This is a genomic window from Paenarthrobacter sp. A20 (assembly GCF_024168825.1).
In the GTDB taxonomy this organism is placed as follows: Bacteria; Actinomycetota; Actinomycetes; order Actinomycetales; family Micrococcaceae; genus Arthrobacter.
Map to the genome: position 1 here is coordinate 774,402 of NZ_JALJWH010000001.1, position 17,510 is coordinate 791,911.

Annotated in this window: 17 protein-coding genes; 9 read left to right on the top strand and 8 right to left on the bottom strand. The window is 62.6% G+C overall.

Annotation, left to right across the window (positions count from 1 at the left end; genetic code table 11):
* Nucleotides 1-39 precede the first annotated feature (39 nt).
* Nucleotides 40-1,455 carry a CotH kinase family protein gene (locus J3D46_RS03705; protein ID WP_231342911.1) on the top strand — a complete coding sequence of 472 codons (1,416 nt, stop codon included), beginning with the start codon at nt 40-42 and terminating at the stop codon, nt 1,453-1,455.
* Nucleotides 1,456-1,492: 37 nt separating this feature from the next.
* Here J3D46_RS03705 and J3D46_RS03710 read toward each other — a convergent pair whose 3' ends face one another.
* A complete protein-coding gene (locus tag J3D46_RS03710) occupies nt 1,493-2,476 on the bottom strand; it encodes an NAD(P)-dependent oxidoreductase (protein WP_231342912.1) in 984 nt (327 codons plus the stop codon).
* Nucleotides 2,477-2,588: 112 nt separating this feature from the next.
* Between J3D46_RS03710 and J3D46_RS03715 the strand changes: the two genes are divergently transcribed.
* Both J3D46_RS03715 and treS read left to right on the top strand, forming a co-directional pair.
* Nucleotides 2,589-2,834 carry a hypothetical protein gene (locus J3D46_RS03715; protein ID WP_231342913.1) on the top strand — a complete coding sequence of 82 codons (246 nt, stop codon included), beginning with the start codon at nt 2,589-2,591 and terminating at the stop codon, nt 2,832-2,834.
* Between the two features lie 261 nt (nt 2,835-3,095).
* Nucleotides 3,096-5,387 carry a maltose alpha-D-glucosyltransferase gene (treS, locus tag J3D46_RS03720; protein ID WP_231342917.1) on the top strand — a complete coding sequence of 764 codons (2,292 nt, stop codon included), beginning with the start codon at nt 3,096-3,098 and terminating at the stop codon, nt 5,385-5,387.
* Between the two features lie 66 nt (nt 5,388-5,453).
* Here the strand turns inward: treS and ppk2 are convergent, their stop codons facing one another.
* A complete protein-coding gene (ppk2, locus tag J3D46_RS03725; protein ID WP_231342919.1) occupies nt 5,454-6,389 on the bottom strand; it encodes a polyphosphate kinase 2 in 936 nt (311 codons plus the stop codon).
* A 36-nt stretch (nt 6,390-6,425) separates the two neighbouring features.
* The gene (locus J3D46_RS03730) at nt 6,426-6,980 is read right to left on the bottom strand and encodes a GNAT family N-acetyltransferase (RefSeq protein ID WP_231342921.1); all 555 of its coding nucleotides are present in this window, start codon (nt 6,978-6,980) and stop codon (nt 6,426-6,428) included.
* A gap of 266 nt (nt 6,981-7,246) precedes the next feature.
* On the opposite strand from J3D46_RS03730, the gene J3D46_RS03735 reads away from it, so the two are divergent.
* Genes J3D46_RS03735 through J3D46_RS03750 form a run of 4 tightly spaced genes read left to right on the top strand, consistent with a single transcriptional unit; the run spans nt 7,247 to nt 10,786 of the window.
* Nucleotides 7,247-8,284 carry a TOMM precursor leader peptide-binding protein gene (locus tag J3D46_RS03735; RefSeq protein ID WP_231342186.1) on the top strand — a complete coding sequence of 346 codons (1,038 nt, stop codon included), beginning with the start codon at nt 7,247-7,249 and terminating at the stop codon, nt 8,282-8,284.
* Between the two features lie 22 nt (nt 8,285-8,306).
* The gene (locus J3D46_RS03740) at nt 8,307-8,750 is read left to right on the top strand and encodes a hypothetical protein (RefSeq protein ID WP_231342188.1); all 444 of its coding nucleotides are present in this window, start codon (nt 8,307-8,309) and stop codon (nt 8,748-8,750) included.
* Entirely contained in the window at nt 8,728-9,561 is an 834-nt protein-coding gene (locus tag J3D46_RS03745) for a hypothetical protein (RefSeq protein WP_231342190.1), read from the top strand. The genes J3D46_RS03740 and J3D46_RS03745 overlap by 23 nt, the downstream gene beginning before the upstream one ends.
* Nucleotides 9,554-10,786, top strand: a complete 1,233-nt coding sequence (locus J3D46_RS03750) for an MFS transporter (RefSeq protein ID WP_231342191.1) — start codon at nt 9,554-9,556, stop codon at nt 10,784-10,786. The genes J3D46_RS03745 and J3D46_RS03750 overlap by 8 nt, the downstream gene beginning before the upstream one ends.
* Nucleotides 10,787-10,808: 22 nt before the next feature.
* Here the strand turns inward: J3D46_RS03750 and J3D46_RS03755 are convergent, their stop codons facing one another.
* Entirely contained in the window at nt 10,809-11,717 is a 909-nt protein-coding gene (locus J3D46_RS03755; RefSeq protein WP_231342192.1) for a MurR/RpiR family transcriptional regulator, read from the bottom strand.
* A 178-nt stretch (nt 11,718-11,895) separates the two neighbouring features.
* Here J3D46_RS03755 and J3D46_RS03760 point away from each other — a divergent pair, with 178 nt between their 5' ends.
* Entirely contained in the window at nt 11,896-13,188 is a 1,293-nt protein-coding gene (locus tag J3D46_RS03760; protein WP_231342194.1) for an exo-beta-N-acetylmuramidase NamZ domain-containing protein, read from the top strand.
* A gap of 61 nt (nt 13,189-13,249) precedes the next feature.
* A complete protein-coding gene (locus J3D46_RS03765) occupies nt 13,250-15,268 on the top strand; it encodes a glycoside hydrolase family 3 protein (protein WP_231342197.1) in 2,019 nt (672 codons plus the stop codon).
* Between the two features lie 21 nt (nt 15,269-15,289).
* On the opposite strand, the gene J3D46_RS03770 is transcribed toward J3D46_RS03765, so the two are convergent.
* From J3D46_RS03770 to J3D46_RS03785, 4 genes are all read right to left on the bottom strand, one after another.
* Nucleotides 15,290-15,658 carry a YdcF family protein gene (locus J3D46_RS03770; protein WP_253465135.1) on the bottom strand — a complete coding sequence of 123 codons (369 nt, stop codon included), beginning with the start codon at nt 15,656-15,658 and terminating at the stop codon, nt 15,290-15,292.
* Nucleotides 15,655-16,299: a YdcF family protein gene (locus J3D46_RS03775; RefSeq protein WP_253465139.1), complete on the bottom strand. Its 645-nt coding sequence runs from the start codon at nt 16,297-16,299 to the stop codon at nt 15,655-15,657. The genes J3D46_RS03770 and J3D46_RS03775 overlap by 4 nt, the downstream gene beginning before the upstream one ends.
* 136 nt (nt 16,300-16,435) lie before the next feature.
* Nucleotides 16,436-16,795, bottom strand: coding sequence for an iron chaperone (locus tag J3D46_RS03780; RefSeq protein ID WP_231342200.1), 360 nt, complete (start codon nt 16,793-16,795; stop codon nt 16,436-16,438).
* 44 nt (nt 16,796-16,839) lie between these two features.
* Nucleotides 16,840-17,505, bottom strand: a complete 666-nt coding sequence (locus J3D46_RS03785) for an alpha/beta fold hydrolase (protein ID WP_231342203.1) — start codon at nt 17,503-17,505, stop codon at nt 16,840-16,842.
* Between the last annotated feature and the right edge of the window lie 5 nt (nt 17,506-17,510).

Below are 17,510 nucleotides of genomic sequence, written 5' to 3' on the forward strand. Positions count from 1 at the left end.
GGGAACCTAGGAAGGACCCCTAGCCGAAAGCCAACGTCCATGCATCGCACACCACGCACCGTTATCGCCGTATCCGTCCTTGCCGTGACACTCGCCGTCGCAGGGTGCGGCGCGGGCGCCGGGACCCAAGCGGCCGGCACCAGCGTCTCCACCGGCACCGCAGCAAGCACGACGGCGGCCACCACCCTTTTCGACGCCGGCTCCCCACATACGGTCAGCATCCAGTGGGACGAGGCCGCGTACGCGAAAATGATCGCAGCTTATGAGGCCGATGGTTCCAAAGAATGGATCAAAGCCGATATCACCATCGACGGAACAATGATTTCCGCCGTCGGCGTGCGGCTTAAAGGGAACTCCACGCTTCGTAGCCTCAGCGGAAATGGAAGCGGCCCCGGCGGAAATGCTACGTCCTCAGGCATCTCCTCAGACGTCCCGGAGTCGCTGCCGCTGCTGATCGATTTCGGGAAATACGTGGATAACCAGACGTACCAGGGGCTGACCCAACTCTCGCTTCGCCCGGGTTCGCCTGTCCTGAACGAGGCCCTGGCCCTGGCTATGACCCAAGCCAGCGGGCAGGCCACACAACGCTATGCCTACACCACGTATTCCGTAAACGGCGGCCCAACCCAAACCAGGCTGTTGGTGGAAAACCCTGGCGAGACATACGCAGATGCCCTCTTCGACACCCCGGGTGTCCTGTTCAAGGCAGATGCCGAATCCAGCTTCACCTATCAAGGCGATGACCTGGCCACTTACGAGGAACAATTCAAACAGCTGAACGCCAAAGAGACCGCTGACTTCCAGCCGGTGGTGGCGTTCCTCAAGTGGCTCTCCGAGGCCAGCGACGAAGAGTTCGATGCGGGGCTGGCAGAGCGGGTGGACGTGGAGTCGTTCGCGCGTTATGCCGCCACCATGAACCTGCTGGTCAACGGGGACGACATGGCCGGGCCCGGACAAAACTACTACCTCTGGTACAACCTCGACACCAAGAAGATCTCCATCATTTCCTGGGACTTGAACCTGGCCCTGGCAGGGGACGCCACAGCCACCCCGGACCAGGAGGTGTCCATCGGGGGTGGCGGTGAGGGTGCCGGAGGCGGGATGCAGCCGCCATCCGGATTCACCCCACCATCCGGGCTCACTCCACCAAGCGGGGACCCCGCGGGCTCCGACGCGTTCCCTGGGATGGGCGGAGCTGCTGGCGGAGGGCGGGGCGGGAACGAGCTCAAGGAACGGTTCCTGGCGTCGGCCGACTTCAAAACCTTGTACGACGACGCCTACAAGGATCTCTACCAGCAGCTCTACGCCAGTGGAAAGGCCGCGGGCCTCCTCGACCAGATCGCCGCCTCCGTGCCCACCAGCGACAACCTTTCAGCGTCCGACGTGGCCAAGCAAACGGACACGCTAAAGGCCTTCATCACCGAACGCACGGAGGCACTGAAGGACAAGGTTTAGTGTCCTTCAGCACTGAGGCGAGTCCCGGCGTCGAGCGTTACGCCGTGGAATCAAGGGAAGCCTGAACCTGAAGCTTGTTGTTCCCAATAAGCCACTGCAGCGCCTCACGAACGGCCTGTTCCGGCTCGTAGCGGGGGGCGTAGCCCAGGAGGGACCTGGCTTTTTCGATGGTGAGGCAGTGGTTGCGGGAGAGATGGGCCCAGCTGGTGTCGGCATGTTCAGGCGTGGTGGTTTGGCGGAAGTCCTCCCAACTGATCATCTCCGAGTGCGGTTCCCGCCCAAACCACGACGCCGCGATTTCCACGTAGCCGCGAACCGTTAAAGCTGCGGGTGCAACGATGTTGAAGTCCTCGCCGGCTGCCGCGTCGCGATTCAGGATGGCTCCCTCGAAGGCCTGCGCGAGGTCGTCCGCATGGACGTGGTGCATCATCTCGGTGCCACTGCCCGGAATCTGCAGTGGCTGTCCGGCCGCGATCTTTTGCCACACGGAGGGATCGAAATTTCCGAGCGGCCCCACGGGATGCCATCCGGGACCGACAATGTGGCCGGGGTGCAGGGACGTGGTGATGAGCCCTCCGGAGGCCGTCTCATCCTTCAGCATCCGGGCAATATCGCGTTTCTGGATGCCGTATTCATCCAGCGGCTCCGCGGTGGAGTCCGCCCCCTCTGAGATGGGCAGCTTCCGGCTGGCACCATAACGCCAGATCGACCCGCAATGCAGCAGGTGCCCCGCCTCGCCGCGCAGCCGGTTCACCAGCGCCGTGGCGGAGTCGAGCGTGAAGCACACCAAGTCAACTACGACGTCGGCTCCCAGGTCGGCGACCCTGTCACCGAAGATGCCCTCCCGGTCCTCGAGGCGGCGGTCCGCGACGACCTGCCGGACCTGCTGCCACTCGGGCGCATCAACGTATGCTGTGCTGGTCCCGCGGCTGATATTGATGACCTCGTGGCCGCTGCGGACGAGCCTGGGAATGAGGAAGGAGCCAATATGGCCGCTTCCGCCGATAACAACAATTTTCATGTGTCCTCCGATCTTCACCAGCCACGGTAATGGCTGTTCGGCGCCGGCCATAGGGCCGGAGGGGCTTTCGCGGACCGTTGACTGCCTCGGGCCGGATGCTTACTCTATCGAAATGACTAACCTGAAGAAGAAGATTGCGTCCATATTCGCGGCAACCTCCATCCTGGCGGGCGGTGGAATTGCTTTGGCTGCCCCGGCCGAGGCGGCCAGCACCTACGTCTATTGGTTTCACACGAAGGCGACGTGCGAGTCGAACCTGGATGCCGCCCGGCCCGGATTCGGTTCCTACGTGCGCCTTGTCGAGGGGTGTGTCCGGAACGGCAACGGCTACGCCTACACGGTGGTGTGGCGGTACTGACAGCCCCACACCCGGCCCGCACGATTCCGAGCCCGACGTCGGCACCCACCCGAGTGCCGACGTCGGGCTTCATCGTGGCCACCGCAGCGCGACCAACGTCAACCCGACACATAATAACGAGACTTACTTGTTCCCTGGTTAGACAAACGGCAGGCTCCCCCGACTAGCATGATTAAGCCGGGCATGCCCGGGTACGTGACCTCTTGAACGACCCCCTCGGACGGTCGGCGTTGACGCGGCGACCACGTAAAGGAGAAAACTGTGCGGGAGCCTGCAGTCAACGAGAGCGTGTCAGAAATCAGCGGAACCCCTGAAGGAAATTCGGAGGAGACGCCCCAGGAAACGCCCGATGAAACAGCAAGCGAACCAGCGGAGATCACGTTCGACGAACAGTTCTATCCGGCCCGGCCGAAGGCCCTCAGGCCGATTGCCCGGCGGCGGCAGTTCTTCGCAGCGCGCCCCTCACTGGAGTTTGACGGCCTGAACAAGACGTACGTGGACTGGCTGCGGAATCAGTCCATGCTGGGCGACGCCAACACCATGGCCCGCCAATTATCCGGCCAGGCCAGCATGTGGCAGAACTCCTACGCCAGGCCCAATCCCCGGGCGGCCGTGGAGCGGGCACCTGTCTGGTTCACCGCCTACCCCCTTTCCTTCATCACCAAGGATGGCCAGTCGTTCCTTTCGGCCCTTGGTGATCCCGAGCTCTGGGATGCCTTCAGCAAGATTGGCATCCGTGGGCTGCACACCGGGCCGGTCAAGCTGGCGGGCGGCATCCGCGGCTGGTCGCAGACGCCCAGCGTTGATGGCCACTTTGACCGCATCAGCATGGCGATCGACCCCGCTTTCGGCACCGAGGAAGAGTTCCGCCAGATGTGCGAGGTTGCCAACGATCATGGGGGCACCGTCATTGACGACATCGTTCCCGGGCATACCGGCAAGGGCGCGGACTTCCGGCTGGCTGAGATGAACTTCCGCGACTACCCCGGCATCTACCACATGGTGGACATCCCGGAGGAGGACTGGCACCTGTTGCCCGATGTCCCCGAGGGCGAGGACTCCGTGAACATCAGCCCCGATGCGGAGCAGGCCCTGCAGCAGGCGGGCTACATCATCGGCCGGCTGCAGCGGGTCATTTTCTATGAGCCTGGCGTCAAGGAAACCAACTGGAGCGCCACCAAGCCGATCGTCGACACCACCGGCAAGACCCGCCGCTGGGTCTACCTCCATTACTTCAAGTCCGGCCAGCCCTCCATCAACTGGCTCGACCCAACATTCGCCGGGATGCGCCTGGTAGTTGGCGACGCCCTGCATTCCCTGCTGGACCTTGGCACTGGCGCACTGAGGCTGGATGCCAACGGCTTCCTCGGCGTCGAAAAGAGCGCGGAGGAAGAGCCCGGCTGGTCCGAGGGCCACCCACTGTCCGAGGCAGCCAACCAACTGATCGGTTCCATGATCCGCAAGGTGGGCGGGTTCTCCTTCCAGGAACTCAACCTCACCATCGATGACATCAAGATCCAGTCCGAGTCCGGCCCGGACCTCTCCTACGACTTCATCACAAGGCCCGCTTACCACTACGCCCTGGTCATCGGGGATACCGAGTTCCTGCGGCTGATGCTCAGGCTTTCCATGGAAATTGGCGTGGACCAGGCTTCCTTGGTCCACGCCCTCCAGAACCACGATGAACTGACCTATGAACTGCTCCACTTTGCTGCAGGGCACAGGGACGACGTCTTCGAACTTGGCGGTGAGGAACTGACCGGCGCCGAGGTTGCCGAGAAGGTCCAGAACACCATGCGGGAACGACTCACCGGCGAGAACGGACCGTACAACGCGGTCTTTACCACCAACGGCATCGCCTGCACCACGGTCAGCTTCATCATGGCGGCCCTGGGCATCAAGGATCCGGACGCCATCACCAAGGAGCAAGAGGTCCAGATCCTGGACGCCCACGTCCTGCTCTCCATGTACAACGCACTGCAGCCTGGCGTCTTCGCACTCTCCGGCTGGGACCTCACGGGCATCACAGCCATTGACCGCGAGACGGTCCGCGAGCTCACTTCGCAGGGCGACACCCGCTGGATCAACCGCGGAGCCCACGACCTGATGGGCACCAGCCCCGACGCGAAGACCTCCTTGGCCGGCATGCCCCGCGCACGGAGCCTCTATGGTCCGTTGCCCGAACAGCTCAAGGACTCAACCTCCTACGCGCGGCGTCTGCAGCAGATCCTCACAGTGCGGGAAGAGTCGGGGATCGCCACCAGCACCCTCCTGGACGTGCCGGACGTGTCCAACCGTGGACTGCTGGTCATGGTCAACCAGCTCGCCGACGGGGCTCTCCAGGTGACCGTCCTGAACTTCTCCGACCAGGACATTGCCGGCAGCATCCAGTCACCGCACCTGGTCCCGGGCGCCACCGTGCACGACCTCTTCAGCAGCGAAAATGTCGGCCAAGTGGACGACCTCCACAGCTTCTTCCTCGAACTGCCCGCCTTCCAGGGCACTGCACTGCTGTTGAAGGACCCGGTCATTGAGGACGAGGTCACCGAATAGGGAGCACGACGTCGGCACTCACGGTGAGTGCCGACGTCGTGGTGTGGCGTTTGGTCGCCTGCAGCGTTAGTCGCCTACAGCGTCCCGGCCGCGGCGGAGGATGAGCGGATCGGCGTCGTAGACAACCGAGGTGTCCTTATCCTCGTAGTCGAATTGGTTCAGGAAATAGCGCATGGCGTTGATGCGGGCGCGCTTCTTGTCGTTGGACTTGATGGTGATCCACGGCGCGTGGTCCGAGTCCGTATGTAGGAACGTTTGTTCCTTGGCGTCGGTGTATTCTTCCCAACGGTCCAAGGACGCGAGGTCCATGGGCGAGAGCTTCCAGCGGCGGACGGGGTCGATCTGGCGGATGGCGAAGCGCGTGCGCTGCTCCTGCCGGGTCACGGAGAACCAGAACTTGGTCACATGGATGCCGGCGTCCACCAGCATCTTTTCGAAGACCGGCGCCTGCCCCATGAAGGTGTCGTATTCGTCCTCGGTGCAGAAGCCCATGACGCGTTCGACGTTGGCGCGGTTGTACCAGGACCTGTCGAACATGACGATTTCACCGGCTGTGGGAAGGTGCTGGATGTAGCGCTGGAAGTACCACTGGCCCTGTTCGCGGTCCGAAGGTTTGGCGAGAGCAACTGTCCGGGCGGAGCGTGGGTCCAGGTGCTCCGTGAAGCGCTTGATGGTGCCGCCCTTGCCGGCGGCGTCCCTGCCCTCGAAGACAATCACGTGCTTGAGTCCGCGGTCCTGGCCCCAATACTGGAACTTCAGCAACTCGATTTGCAGGCGGTACTTCTCGATTTCGTATTCGTCGCGGGTCATCCGCTCCTGGTACGGATAATCCTCGTTCCAGGTTTCAACAGCGGATCCACCGGGATCGATCAGGTCCGGGTCCTCGCCTTGCCCGCCGCTGATGGTGTATCCCAGCTCCACCAGGTGGTCGATGGTCTCACGCAGGTTGTCCCTGACCCACCAATTATCCAGTGATGCGGATAGTGGATTTGCCTCCGTCATGCGGTCCTCCTGGTCAGCCGTGTAGTGCGCGGCAGCCTAACAACCGTTGGTGACGGGAACATGAACAGGTGCCAGATCGATCCAGTAGCGCCGAAACAGACGTCCATCCGCATCCGTCCGGGTGTCCTCGAGCGCCCCACCTCCACGCTCGATGGTCTTGGCGGAGGCGGCGTTCGTATCGTCGCAGGTCAGCAGAACCCGCTCAGGCCTTCCCTGCGCAGCCAAGCGGGAACACAACTCCCGCAGGGCCCATGACGCCGCCCCCCGGCCGCGATCCGAGGGCCGGACACCATATCCAATGTGCCCGCCGGAGTTCAGGAGTGCGGGGGTGAGGTAGTGCCGGAATGCAATGGCGCCCACGTACCGTGAGCCTTCGGTAATCCAGAGGTAGGTGCAGGGAACAATGCCGTCCTTCTCCGCCGTTTGCGCGGCGTCCTCCAGTTGCCGAATCCACGCCGCGAACCCTTCGGGGGTGATGACGTCGTCCGCCATGAATACCCCTGCGCCGTCCTGATGAGCCCCGTCCCACTCGCGGTGGGACTCAAGGAAGGACTGGTGGAAAGAGACATCCGGAGCGACGAGCTTAAACATGAAGTCGACCCTATACCTCGCCACGGCAGCGGCGGCGACACGGACGCGACACGCGGATAAATAATCGACAAACTTGTCATACGCACAACAAGCGTCGTATATTCGTTCCGTCCAGCGAGTTTATAAAACAAAGGAGTGAATCAAATGCTTAAGCTGAAGCGACTGGCAAAGCGCCGTTCCAAGCTGAACTTCGTGTTCAACTGAACCAAGCAGAAATAGTGGGGACCACGCAATGCGTGGTCCCCACTCATCATTGGAGGCAAGAATTGGCAGCCACTACCTACTCACTCAAACAGTCCCTCCCGGTTGTGACAACGGAGACGGCCGTACACATCGGACTGGCACCGCCCAACGCAATTGAAATTGAGGACGCCCCGCCTGGGCTCGCCGAATTGCTCGGCTTTGCATCGCACCCCCGGACGCTGGATGACTTGGGCGCCAAGGCACAGGACCTGCTTGGTGGCGACTCCGGGCAGATCGTTGAGGAGCTCATCGAGGCTGACATTCTGGTCCCGTACAGGTTCGACCTCACCGGCCGGTACAGCCGCCACGATCTCTACTTCGAACTTGCCCACGGCACAGGTCCGGGCGCAAGCGATCTGCTGCGCAGCCGGAAAGTCGCGCTCATCGGCGTTGGAGGCATCGGCACGAATGTGGCCATGCAGCTCGCAACAGCGGGGGTGGGGGTCATCATGCTGGTCGACGGCGACACAGTGGAAGAAAGCAACCTCACCCGGCAATACCTCTTTACGGCACAAGACGTTGGCGCTTCGAAGATCGAAGCCGCCGCACGGAACCTTCAGCTTCGGGCTCCGGCCACCAACACGGTTGAAGTCGCGGCCATGATCTCCGGCGTTGAAGATCTTCTGCCGATCTTTCAGGACGCAGACTTCGTAGTGGTATCCGCAGACACGCCCCAGGAAGTGCTTGAGTGGTCCAACGAGGCCTCCATCGCCACCGGCACGCCGTTCACCTGTGCCGGATACCAGGACACGCGCGGCGTGGTGGGACCAGTTGTCAGGCCCGGCACAACCCCTTGCCTGCAATGCGCAGCAACTGACAACGACGTACGCACCAACTCCAGGGCGTCGCTCACCACGGCAAACCTCAATACTGCATACCAAGCCCCAAGCTTTGGCCCCCTGAACGCCATCGTGGCCTCCATTGCCGCTATGGAGGTGTTCCGTTACCTGCTCACTGGATCCACCAACCTGGACGGCAGAAGGCTGGTGTTCGACTCCCTGGAGTTGTCGTCCGAGTTCGAAGATTTCGCCAGGAACAAGCGCTGTGCTGCGTGTTCCTGACTGCGATCCAGGGAAGGTGCTGGTGACCCTGACTGGCGCCTACGTAGTCGCATCCCTCGGTGCCACCATCGCCAACAGGAACTTCTGGCCCATCGCATCCAACAACATGTTCAACGCAAAGTTCGGGGACCGGGTGTCACGCTTCGCGGTCGAATTTCACCTGTCGGACGGAACCGTGGTCACGTGCGGTCCCGCCAACTGCCTGCCAACCCAGTTCTTCCGGGCCGGGGCAATGTTCGCCAACATTTTCATGGCTGCTGACGAGCAACCAAAGCGCGTCCTTTGCCAGAGAATTGAGAACCGTCTTCGCCGAAACAGGTGGAAACCTTTCGATGAGGTCCGGGCACCCGCCCATCTGCCCAACATTCCACTGGGCAGGATGGACATTCTTGTGGAGACCACCGTTCGGGGAATGCCTGAGGAAAAGGAAGTCGTGTACACCTATGTTCCGTCGATTTCGCGCTAGATCAGTCACGTCCCGGCAGGTTCGTGCTGCTGGAGTGTGGATCGTCGCCGCCTTGGCGGTAACGCTTCGCCCAGGTCCGGCGGCAGCGCAGGACTACAGGGCCGCAGTTGCTTCGACGGACGTGGATGCGGATCCAGTTTCTGATGCCCGCAAGCAGTGGGCTGCCCGACGCGCGGCAACTGCCCTCCTGTTGGCGGCCGCGGCGACGAGCGAGGTGTACAGCGGGCCTGGCGCAAGGCACGCGCCGTGGCTTCGGCGGACAGCTCTGGGAGTGTTCCTGGGGACTCGCGCCGCGGATGCCCGGTCACTTCCAGGGCGTTGGCCTTACGACACGTTTATCGAGGTCGTACTTCTCACAAGTCAGCTGTCCACGCCGGCGAACAGGCAGCCGGCCAGCCTGCCGCTCTCCGTCTCGCGCGTGGCCCTGTACCTGCCCTACACCCAGGCAGGCTTATCCAAGCTCATCCACGGTTTCGACGCCTGGGTCCATCGTGGCGACGCCAACCATATTTACCACCGGCATTTGAAGGCATCGGCCGGCCACCCATTTGCGCAGGAGCGATTTGACCTGCCTGTTCGGGCAATGACCCGACTCATTCCATTTCTTGAATTTCTCGCACTCCCACTGGCATTGGTCCTCCCCGGCAGGTTCCGGATCCTGGTTCCATGCTGCACCACCATATTCCATATGATTATTGCCCGCACGTGGAATATCAGCTTTTGGCAGGCCCCACTCATGCAATGGTTGATGGTGTCGACGGAAAAGCAGCCCGATCTCGCAATCATTCTCCGCGCATCCCGAGGTGATTAAATTGTCGCTGGCAAAGACATGGCAGAGACGTCTCCACCTGACCGGAATGTGGGTGAATTCGCTGGGTGGCGGCGCGTACAACATCGCACTCCCCCTCATAGTCCTCCAAACGAGCGGCAGCCTCGCCCAGATGTCCATCGTGGCCGTGGCATCACAGCTGCCCAAGGCCTTCCCTGGAGTACTCATCGGCGGACTCGCTGACCGCATGTCGCCCCGCACCATGACCCACATTGGCTATTGGGGCCAGGCACTGGTTGTTGCCGCGATGGCGCTGCTTATCGGCCCGTGGCACACACCCTTCTGGGTTCTGGTGCTCGGCGCGTTCCTGCGCGGCAGCCTCGACATGTTCGCCAGAACAGCCACCTTCGTGGCCATTCCGAAAATGTACGGCGAAGGCACAGCCAAGTTCAACGCATCAGTGTCCACTGCGTGGACTTCCGCTTCCATTGTGGGACCGGCCATCGGCGGCGCCCTGAGTGCCGTTTGGGGCCCCTGGTGGTTGCTGGCCGTGGACGCGGTGTCCTTTACCGTCATCGCAATGATCATGAATTTTCTGCCGTGGCCGGACCGCCCTACCAGGCAACCTGACCGCCCCGGCTTCTTCAAGGATCTTTCAGCCGGGTACCGAAGACTCTCCCAAGTCAATGGTTGGTGGCGCTTTGCCGGAACCGTTGTCCTCATCGGCTTCCTGTCCGCCCCGCTGTCCACGCTCGCGATCTTCCAGACGTCAGTTGGCCTTGGAGGCTCTACTACGGAAGTGGGAATCGTCGGCGCGGCTGCGGCTGCGGGACTGTTCTGCGGGTCAATATTGTCCGGCCTGGTCTCCGCTTGGCAACCGAACCTGTTGATGCAACGTTCCTCGTGGCTTATGGCAGGAGGAGCTTTGCTCTTCTTCATCCCGTCGTGGATTGCCGTTGCGGGTGCGCTGTTCGTTGTCTGCACGGGCGGCATTGCGTGGACGATTGGGCGCACTTCCCTCATTCACCAACAGATCCCCGCGTCCGATCTTGGCAAGACCATGACCGCCGTCCAATTCTTGGAAACAGTGTCGAGCCCCCTCAGTCTTGCCGTCGCCACCTTCCTCATGGGCGTGTCCTCATTCATGGCCTTTGCCTCGATACTCCTGGCAGCACTTCTTTCAGGGGTACTTGCCATCAAGTCGGGATCGATGCTGAAGCCGGGTGAACTGCAAGCCGAGGACAAGGAAAGCGAGCCCGTCCACTAGCAGTAGCCCGCGGCGTCGGGACCTAGTCGGTTGAACTGGCCCGCGGCAGTTTCCGGCCCTGGACAGCAGCGTGCGTTTTTTGAAGTGCCGTGACCGATGATTCGTAGGAGCGCTGGGCAACTCCCACGAAGAGACAGTCCACAACCATCATCTGGGCGATCCGGCTGCCCATCGCACCGGACCTGAAAGGCGTCTCGCGCGCGGCGGTGGCCAGCACAATATCGGCCGCCCGCCCCAAGGTCGAGTTGGCATGGTTGGTGATGGCAATGGTGGTGGCTCCTGCCGCTTTTGCTGCCAGCAGGAAGTCGACCGTATCCACGGTGGTCCCCGAATGCGAGATGGCGACAGCAACGCCGTCGTCGTCCAGGAGCGCTGCAGAGGCCAAGGCGCCATGGGGGTCTGACCAGCTGAAGGACGTCACGCCGATCCTGTGCAGTTTCTGCTGCAAGTCCTGGCAAACCAGGCCTCCTGCGCCAACTCCAAAGATATCGGCCTTCCGCGAGCGGGAGATCGCGTCAACTGCCTCAGCGAGCTTGCCGACGTCCAGCACCTGCGCTGTATCTGCGATGGACATGGTCTCGTTTAAGGCAATCTTGGAAACGATGTCGCGCAGCGAGTCGGACGTGTTGATGTCTTCGTAGACCTCTGCCGACACGTTGTGGGCCAGGCTCTCGCGGGCGGTCTCCCGGGCAAGGTCGAGGCGCAGGTCCGAGTAGCCGCGGTAGCCCACCTTCTTGTAGAAGCGGACCACTGACGTGGTGGACGTTCCACCCTGCTCGGCAAGGTCACCAATGGACATCATGGCCGCCCGGGAAGGATCCGCCAGGACCAACTCGGCGACAGCCCGCTCGGAGGGGCGCAGCGCTGGCAAGGCGGAACGGATCCGCACCAGCACAGTCCGTGACAACTGCGCGCTTTCTGCGTGTTCCATGGTGTTTCCTTCCTGGCGTCCCGGGCCGACCCGCAGCCGCAGGCAGCGCATGTAAATAAGTTACACAACAGCTCGCACAAAGGTAAACGATTGACGCAATCCCAGTGAGCGAATACGGTCGATGTAATCCAAGTCACAAAAGTTGTCATGCACTTCTGCTCATCAGGAAAGGCTCCCCATGACACTCAACCGCCGAAAACTCATCCATGCCTCGGGGCTGGCCGCCGCTGCCGCCGTCGTCGCACCTTTCGCGCCAAGCGCCGCCGCCGCCCCTCAGGCCGACCGCCCCGGAAAGCCGGGAGCCACAGTCAATGGCGCCGACATTGCCGCCGCCGACAACTGGATCATCTTCGCCGGCCGCCGGGTGGGAGTCATCACCAATCCCACCGGAGTCCTGGAGAACTTCCGCTCGATCGTTGACGATATGGCGGACAAGGACGTGGAGGTGGCCGCGGTCTTCGGCCCGGAACACGGCTTCCGCGGCACCGCCCAGGATGGCGCCAGCGAAGGGACCTCCGTTGATCCCCGCACCGGGATCACCGTCTATGACTCTTATGGCGCCGAGGTGGCCGACTACGTGGGCTTCTACGAAAAGTCCGGCGTGGATACCATCTGCTTCGACATCCAGGACGTCGGGGCGCGGTTCTACACCTACATCTGGACGATGTGGGGTGCCATGCAGGCGGCATCCCGGACGGGTGCCAGGTTCGTCGTCCTGGACCGTCCGAATCCGGTTGGGGGCCAGGCACGGGGCCCCGTCCTTCAACCCGGGTTCGAGTCCGGAGTGGGAAAGCTGGGGATCGCGCTCCAGCACGGCATGACCGTCGGCGAACTCGCCAAGTATTTCAACGCCGTGCACTTGCCGGCCGCCGGCCTCAGGCCTCTCCAGGACCTTCACGTCGTCGAGGTCCAAGGTTGGCGCCGTGAGATGACCGGCCCGGACAGCCGTGCGTCATGGATACTGCCGAGCCCCAACATGCCCACTCCGGAAACGGCTGCCTTGTACCCGGGAACTGCGCTCTTCGAGGCCACCAATATGTCCGAAGGCCGCGGGACGACCCGGCCGTTCGAGCTCATCGGCGCACCCTATGTGGACTACCGCTGGGCGGAGGCGCTGAACAGCAAGGGCCTTGCCGGCGTCACTTTCCGCGAGGCCTACTTCCAGCCGACGCTTTCGAAGAACCAGGGCCTCGTCTGTGGAGGGGTACAGGTGCACATCACGGATGCTTCGCGGGTTGAAGCGCTGGAAATCGGCACGCACATGCTGGTCGAAGCCAAGCGCCTCTATCCAGGTTTCGCCTGGCGTGGCGACGGAGGGCGCTGGATGGGACTGCTCAGCGGGTCCGCGCGCTTTGCCGAACAGCTCGACGCCGGCGCTGACGCCCGGACCATCACGGAAAGCTGGCGGGCGGAACTGGGTCAGTTCGTCCGCGATACCCGCCAATATCTCCTCTACAACGGGCCACGCTAGGCCAACCGGAATACTCACGATTGGGATTGGGATTCGCATGCACAGAAAAGGAACAACCTTGATGACGGCCGCCGCCACGGCACTGCTCATGACGGGCACGGGGGTAATGGCTGGCGCGGGCGCCGCAGTGGCCGCCGTGCCCACCACCGCGCGTACGACGACGGTCGCCGCCTCACCTGACATCGAGGCGATGATTTCAGGCATGTCGCTGGACGAAAAGATCGGCCAGATGACGTGGACCCATGTGTACGGCTCATCGGCAGATGACACCTCCATGGCGGCAAGCAACCAAGAGCGGTACGGCGTCAATACGCCAGCCGAGGTGGTGGAAAAGTACAACCTTGGCGGCGTCCTCTACTTTGCGTGGTCTGGAAACACCAACAACCCCCAGCAGGTGGCCGGGCTGTCCAACGGCCTGCAACAGACTGCGCTGCGCCAGGACGGGACGGGGATTCCCCTGGCGGTCACCATCGACCAGGAAGGCGGCCTGGTTGCCCGTATCGGATCACCGGCCACGGTCCTCCCGGGCAACATGGCGCTCGGAGCCACGGCAGATGCGGACCTGGCGAGGGCACAGGGCAAAATCCTGGGCTCGGAGATGCGTGCCATGGGCATCAACGTTGACTTCGCGCCCGTGCTGGACCTCAACTCCAACCCGGACAACCCGGTCATCGGCATCCGGTCCATGGGAGAAGACCCTGCCTTGGTCAGCGCACTCGGGGTTGCCCAGATCGATGGCCTGCAGGAACACAACGTTGGCGCGGCAGCCAAGCATTTCCCCGGCCACGGTGACACCTCAGTGGATTCCCATTACGGGCTGCCCACCGTCACCTACGACCGGGAAACCCTGAACCAGCACCTGAAGCCGTTCAAAGCCGCCATTGACGGCGGGGTGGACATGGTCATGACGGCACACATTATTGTGGAAGCCATCGACCCCGAGATGCCCGGCACCCTGTCCCACAAGGTGCTCACCGGCTTGCTCCGTGATGAGCTGGGGTTCAAGGGCCTGGTCACCACGGACGCCCTGGACATGGCCGCGATGGCTGCCGAATGGCCCCAGGAAGAAATCGCCGTCAAGGCAATCCAGGCCGGCTCCGACATCCTCCTCAACTCCCCCGACGTGGACGCGTCGTTCGCTGGGGTTCGTGCCGCCGTCGAGTCCGGTGAGATCACCGAATCACGCCTCGATGAGTCCGTTCGACGAATCCTCGAGTGGAAGGTCAAGCGGGGCGTCTTCGAGCAGCCGCTGGCAGATCCCGCCACCGTGGATCAGCTCGTTGGCACGGCCGGCAACCTGGCCACCGCCAACCTGATTTCCGACCGCGCCGTGACTTTGCTCCGCAACCAGGAACAGGTCTTGCCGCTGGCTTCCGGCAGCTCTGTCCTCATGGTGGGCGCCGGTTCGGGACGCCCCGAAATTGCGGGTCCCATGCTCAAAGAGCAGGGCTTCACGGTCACAGAGGACTACGAAAACGGAAGCTCACCCTCCGCCGCCTACCGTGCCCGGGCCGTTGCCGCCGCGGGCAGCGTGGACGCCGTCGTCTTCACCTCTTACAACGCCAGCGCCAACGCAGCACAACAGCAGATGGTGGCAGAACTGGTGGCAACTGGAACACCTGTGATCGTCGTCGCCACACGCAATCCCTACGACATCAGCGTCTTCCCCGGCGCCGACGCCGTGCTCAACAGCTATGGAGTCAACAAGGTCAACTTCCACGGAGTGGTCCGTGCCATCTCCGGTGCAGTCAACCCCGGCGGCAAGCTTCCGGTCAACATCCCTGAAGCCGACGGCGACGGCGTCCTCCTGCCATTGGGCTTCGGCCTCCGGTATGACACCACGACGCCGGCAGCGGTCACCTTCACGGACCGGCCCGGCAAGGGTCAGGACTCGTACCTTGTTCCGTCGGTCGAGGGCGTGGCCTACCTGGTGGACGGCCAGGAAATCGCCGGCGGGACGTACAGGAAACCCGCTGGAACGGTGACCGTTACCGCCGCGCCCATGAAGGGGTACGTCCTCACTGCAGGCGCCACCACTGAATGGAGCCACACCTTCACTACGGGACTCCCCAAACCCTGAACTCTAAACCTTAGGTAAGAGTCACACCACCGGGGAGTTCATCAGTGCGACCGTGATGAGCAGGGCAATCCCGAACATCGGCAGGCAAAGAATGATGTTCGTCAGGCGGTTGTCCCTCATCACGGCCACAAACTCCCGGAGGAACGCGCTGGGCACAAAGTACCTGGCAGTCGGAGCACCCACCACCTCCGCGTTGATCTTCTGCCGACGGGACAGGAGGGCGGCGCGGAGCACGTGGTAGTTGTTGGTACACACCAGAAGCGGCCCCTGGACACCTTTTTCGGCCAGCAGCGCAACGGAATACGCGAGGTTTTCCCGGGTGGTGGTGGCCTTGTCCTCCTCCAACACGTCGCCGGAAGCGGCGCCCTTGGCCACCAGGTAATCCTTCATGCCGAGGACTCCGGCCGCGGCTCATCCGGGCCTTGGCCCCCGGAAGGCACCAGGACGGGCCTGACCGGTGTGACGCCGTCGTAAATTTCCAAAGCCTTGTTCAGGCGCGCGGTGAGCAAAGGCGGGACCTTGCCGTCGATCAAGCCGGAGCCCAGGACGATCACCGCTGCCGGGTTCGGAGTGAAGCGCATCCTGGAATAGACCAAGGCATACCCCAGGAACACCACGAACGCGCATCCCAAATAGGCGCAAAGGAAGAACGCCAACGCGGCCAGGCCGGCCAACACAGGCTGCCCGCTCAGCACGAAAAGGAAGGCGACAACCGGCGCGAGGAACACCGCCATTCCCACAGCCATCGGCAGGAAACTGCTGATGCCGGGGCCTTCCCTGCGGACCATGGTGATCCCGTTGGCGATCAGGAAGCCGGCAAAGACGAAGATGCTCACCACGGGCACCACCAAAACCACCAGGTTCAGCCACTCGAACCAAGGGTTCAGGTCAATCAGGAAGTCCAGGAGGGCCTGCAGCAGGAACCACGCCGCTACCAGCAGGAGCACGCCATTCCGGAGCCGGCGCCGATCCGACTGAAACGAGGCAAGGAAGAGGCCCGCGAAGAGAAGTCCAAGGACCAGGGTCAGCATGGTCCAAGCCTATGCGGTGCCGCTAACGCTCGCGGGGTGCCTCGTACGATTCGGGCATGAGGCCTTCGCCGGTGGCCACATGGAAGCGGTCCTTCTATAGGTGACGCAGCCTATTGGTGACGCATCGGCGAGTAACTCAAGCCCCGCCGGAAGGCAGCTGCTGAAGTCGCCACGCGATGATGTCGCGGATCAGCTCGGTGGGGAGCGGGGTTTTATGGGGCAGCTTAATGGCGTGCCCGGTGGTTCCATAGTCGGCCAGCTCCACCGAAAAATGCGCGATTGCGTCCGGGGTCGGGTAGAACCCGATGTGCTGCTTTGTTCCGGTGAAGAAGAACAGCGGCTCGGTGCCGAGCTTGAAGGTGGGCATGCGCCAACTGATCGATTCCACCGCGTCGTCCGGCACGGCCGAGCGGATCATGTCGTACACGGCCAACAACCGCTGCCGCACGTCGCCGTCGTACTGGTCGATGTACTCGCTGATCGAGGTGGCTGTCATGGAGGTCCTCCTTGTGCGATGCTGCACCCCCGATCATATTCGAGCTAGTTCTCGCGCACCTTGCTTCCAGCGATCTGCTGGGCGAAGTCGTTCAGGACCGCGGCCACGGCGGCCGGATGGCTCAGTGTGGCGTAGTGACCGCCAGGGATCTCTACCGGTTCGGTTCCCAGACGGTCGCGAATTTGGCGCGTCATGAACGACGGTGGAAAGAACAGATCGTCACGGCACAGAATCCCCAAGGTCGGCACGTCCGGATGGTTGCCTGGCCAAGGTCCTGACATCCAGGCACCTTGCTGGTCGCGCTCCCTGTCGGCGGCCTGCTGTGCTAGATCTGTAGGGACGAGATTGAAATATGGCTCTTCGGGGATGGTCTCGCGGTCATGTCCTGTGTTGGTCCACCAGTCGCCGAAGGTCTCGCCCGGCATCGGAATCATTGCCGAGAGGTACACCAAACCGTCGGAGTGGAGCTCTTCGCAGGCCAAGGGTGCCGTGAAGCCACCCAGCGAGTGCCCCACCACGATGGTGTGCCGGGCATCACCAACTGCTTCCGCCACTGCGCGGGTGTAGTCCTCGAGTCCGGCATCAACATCTTCGATGGGCAAGTCGACGGCCACCACACCATGTCCGGACGCTTCAAGCAGTGGGCTGACCAGATGCCAGTCCCACGCGGTGGAACCACCGCCGTGTATCAGTACGAAAACCGCCATCATGCCCC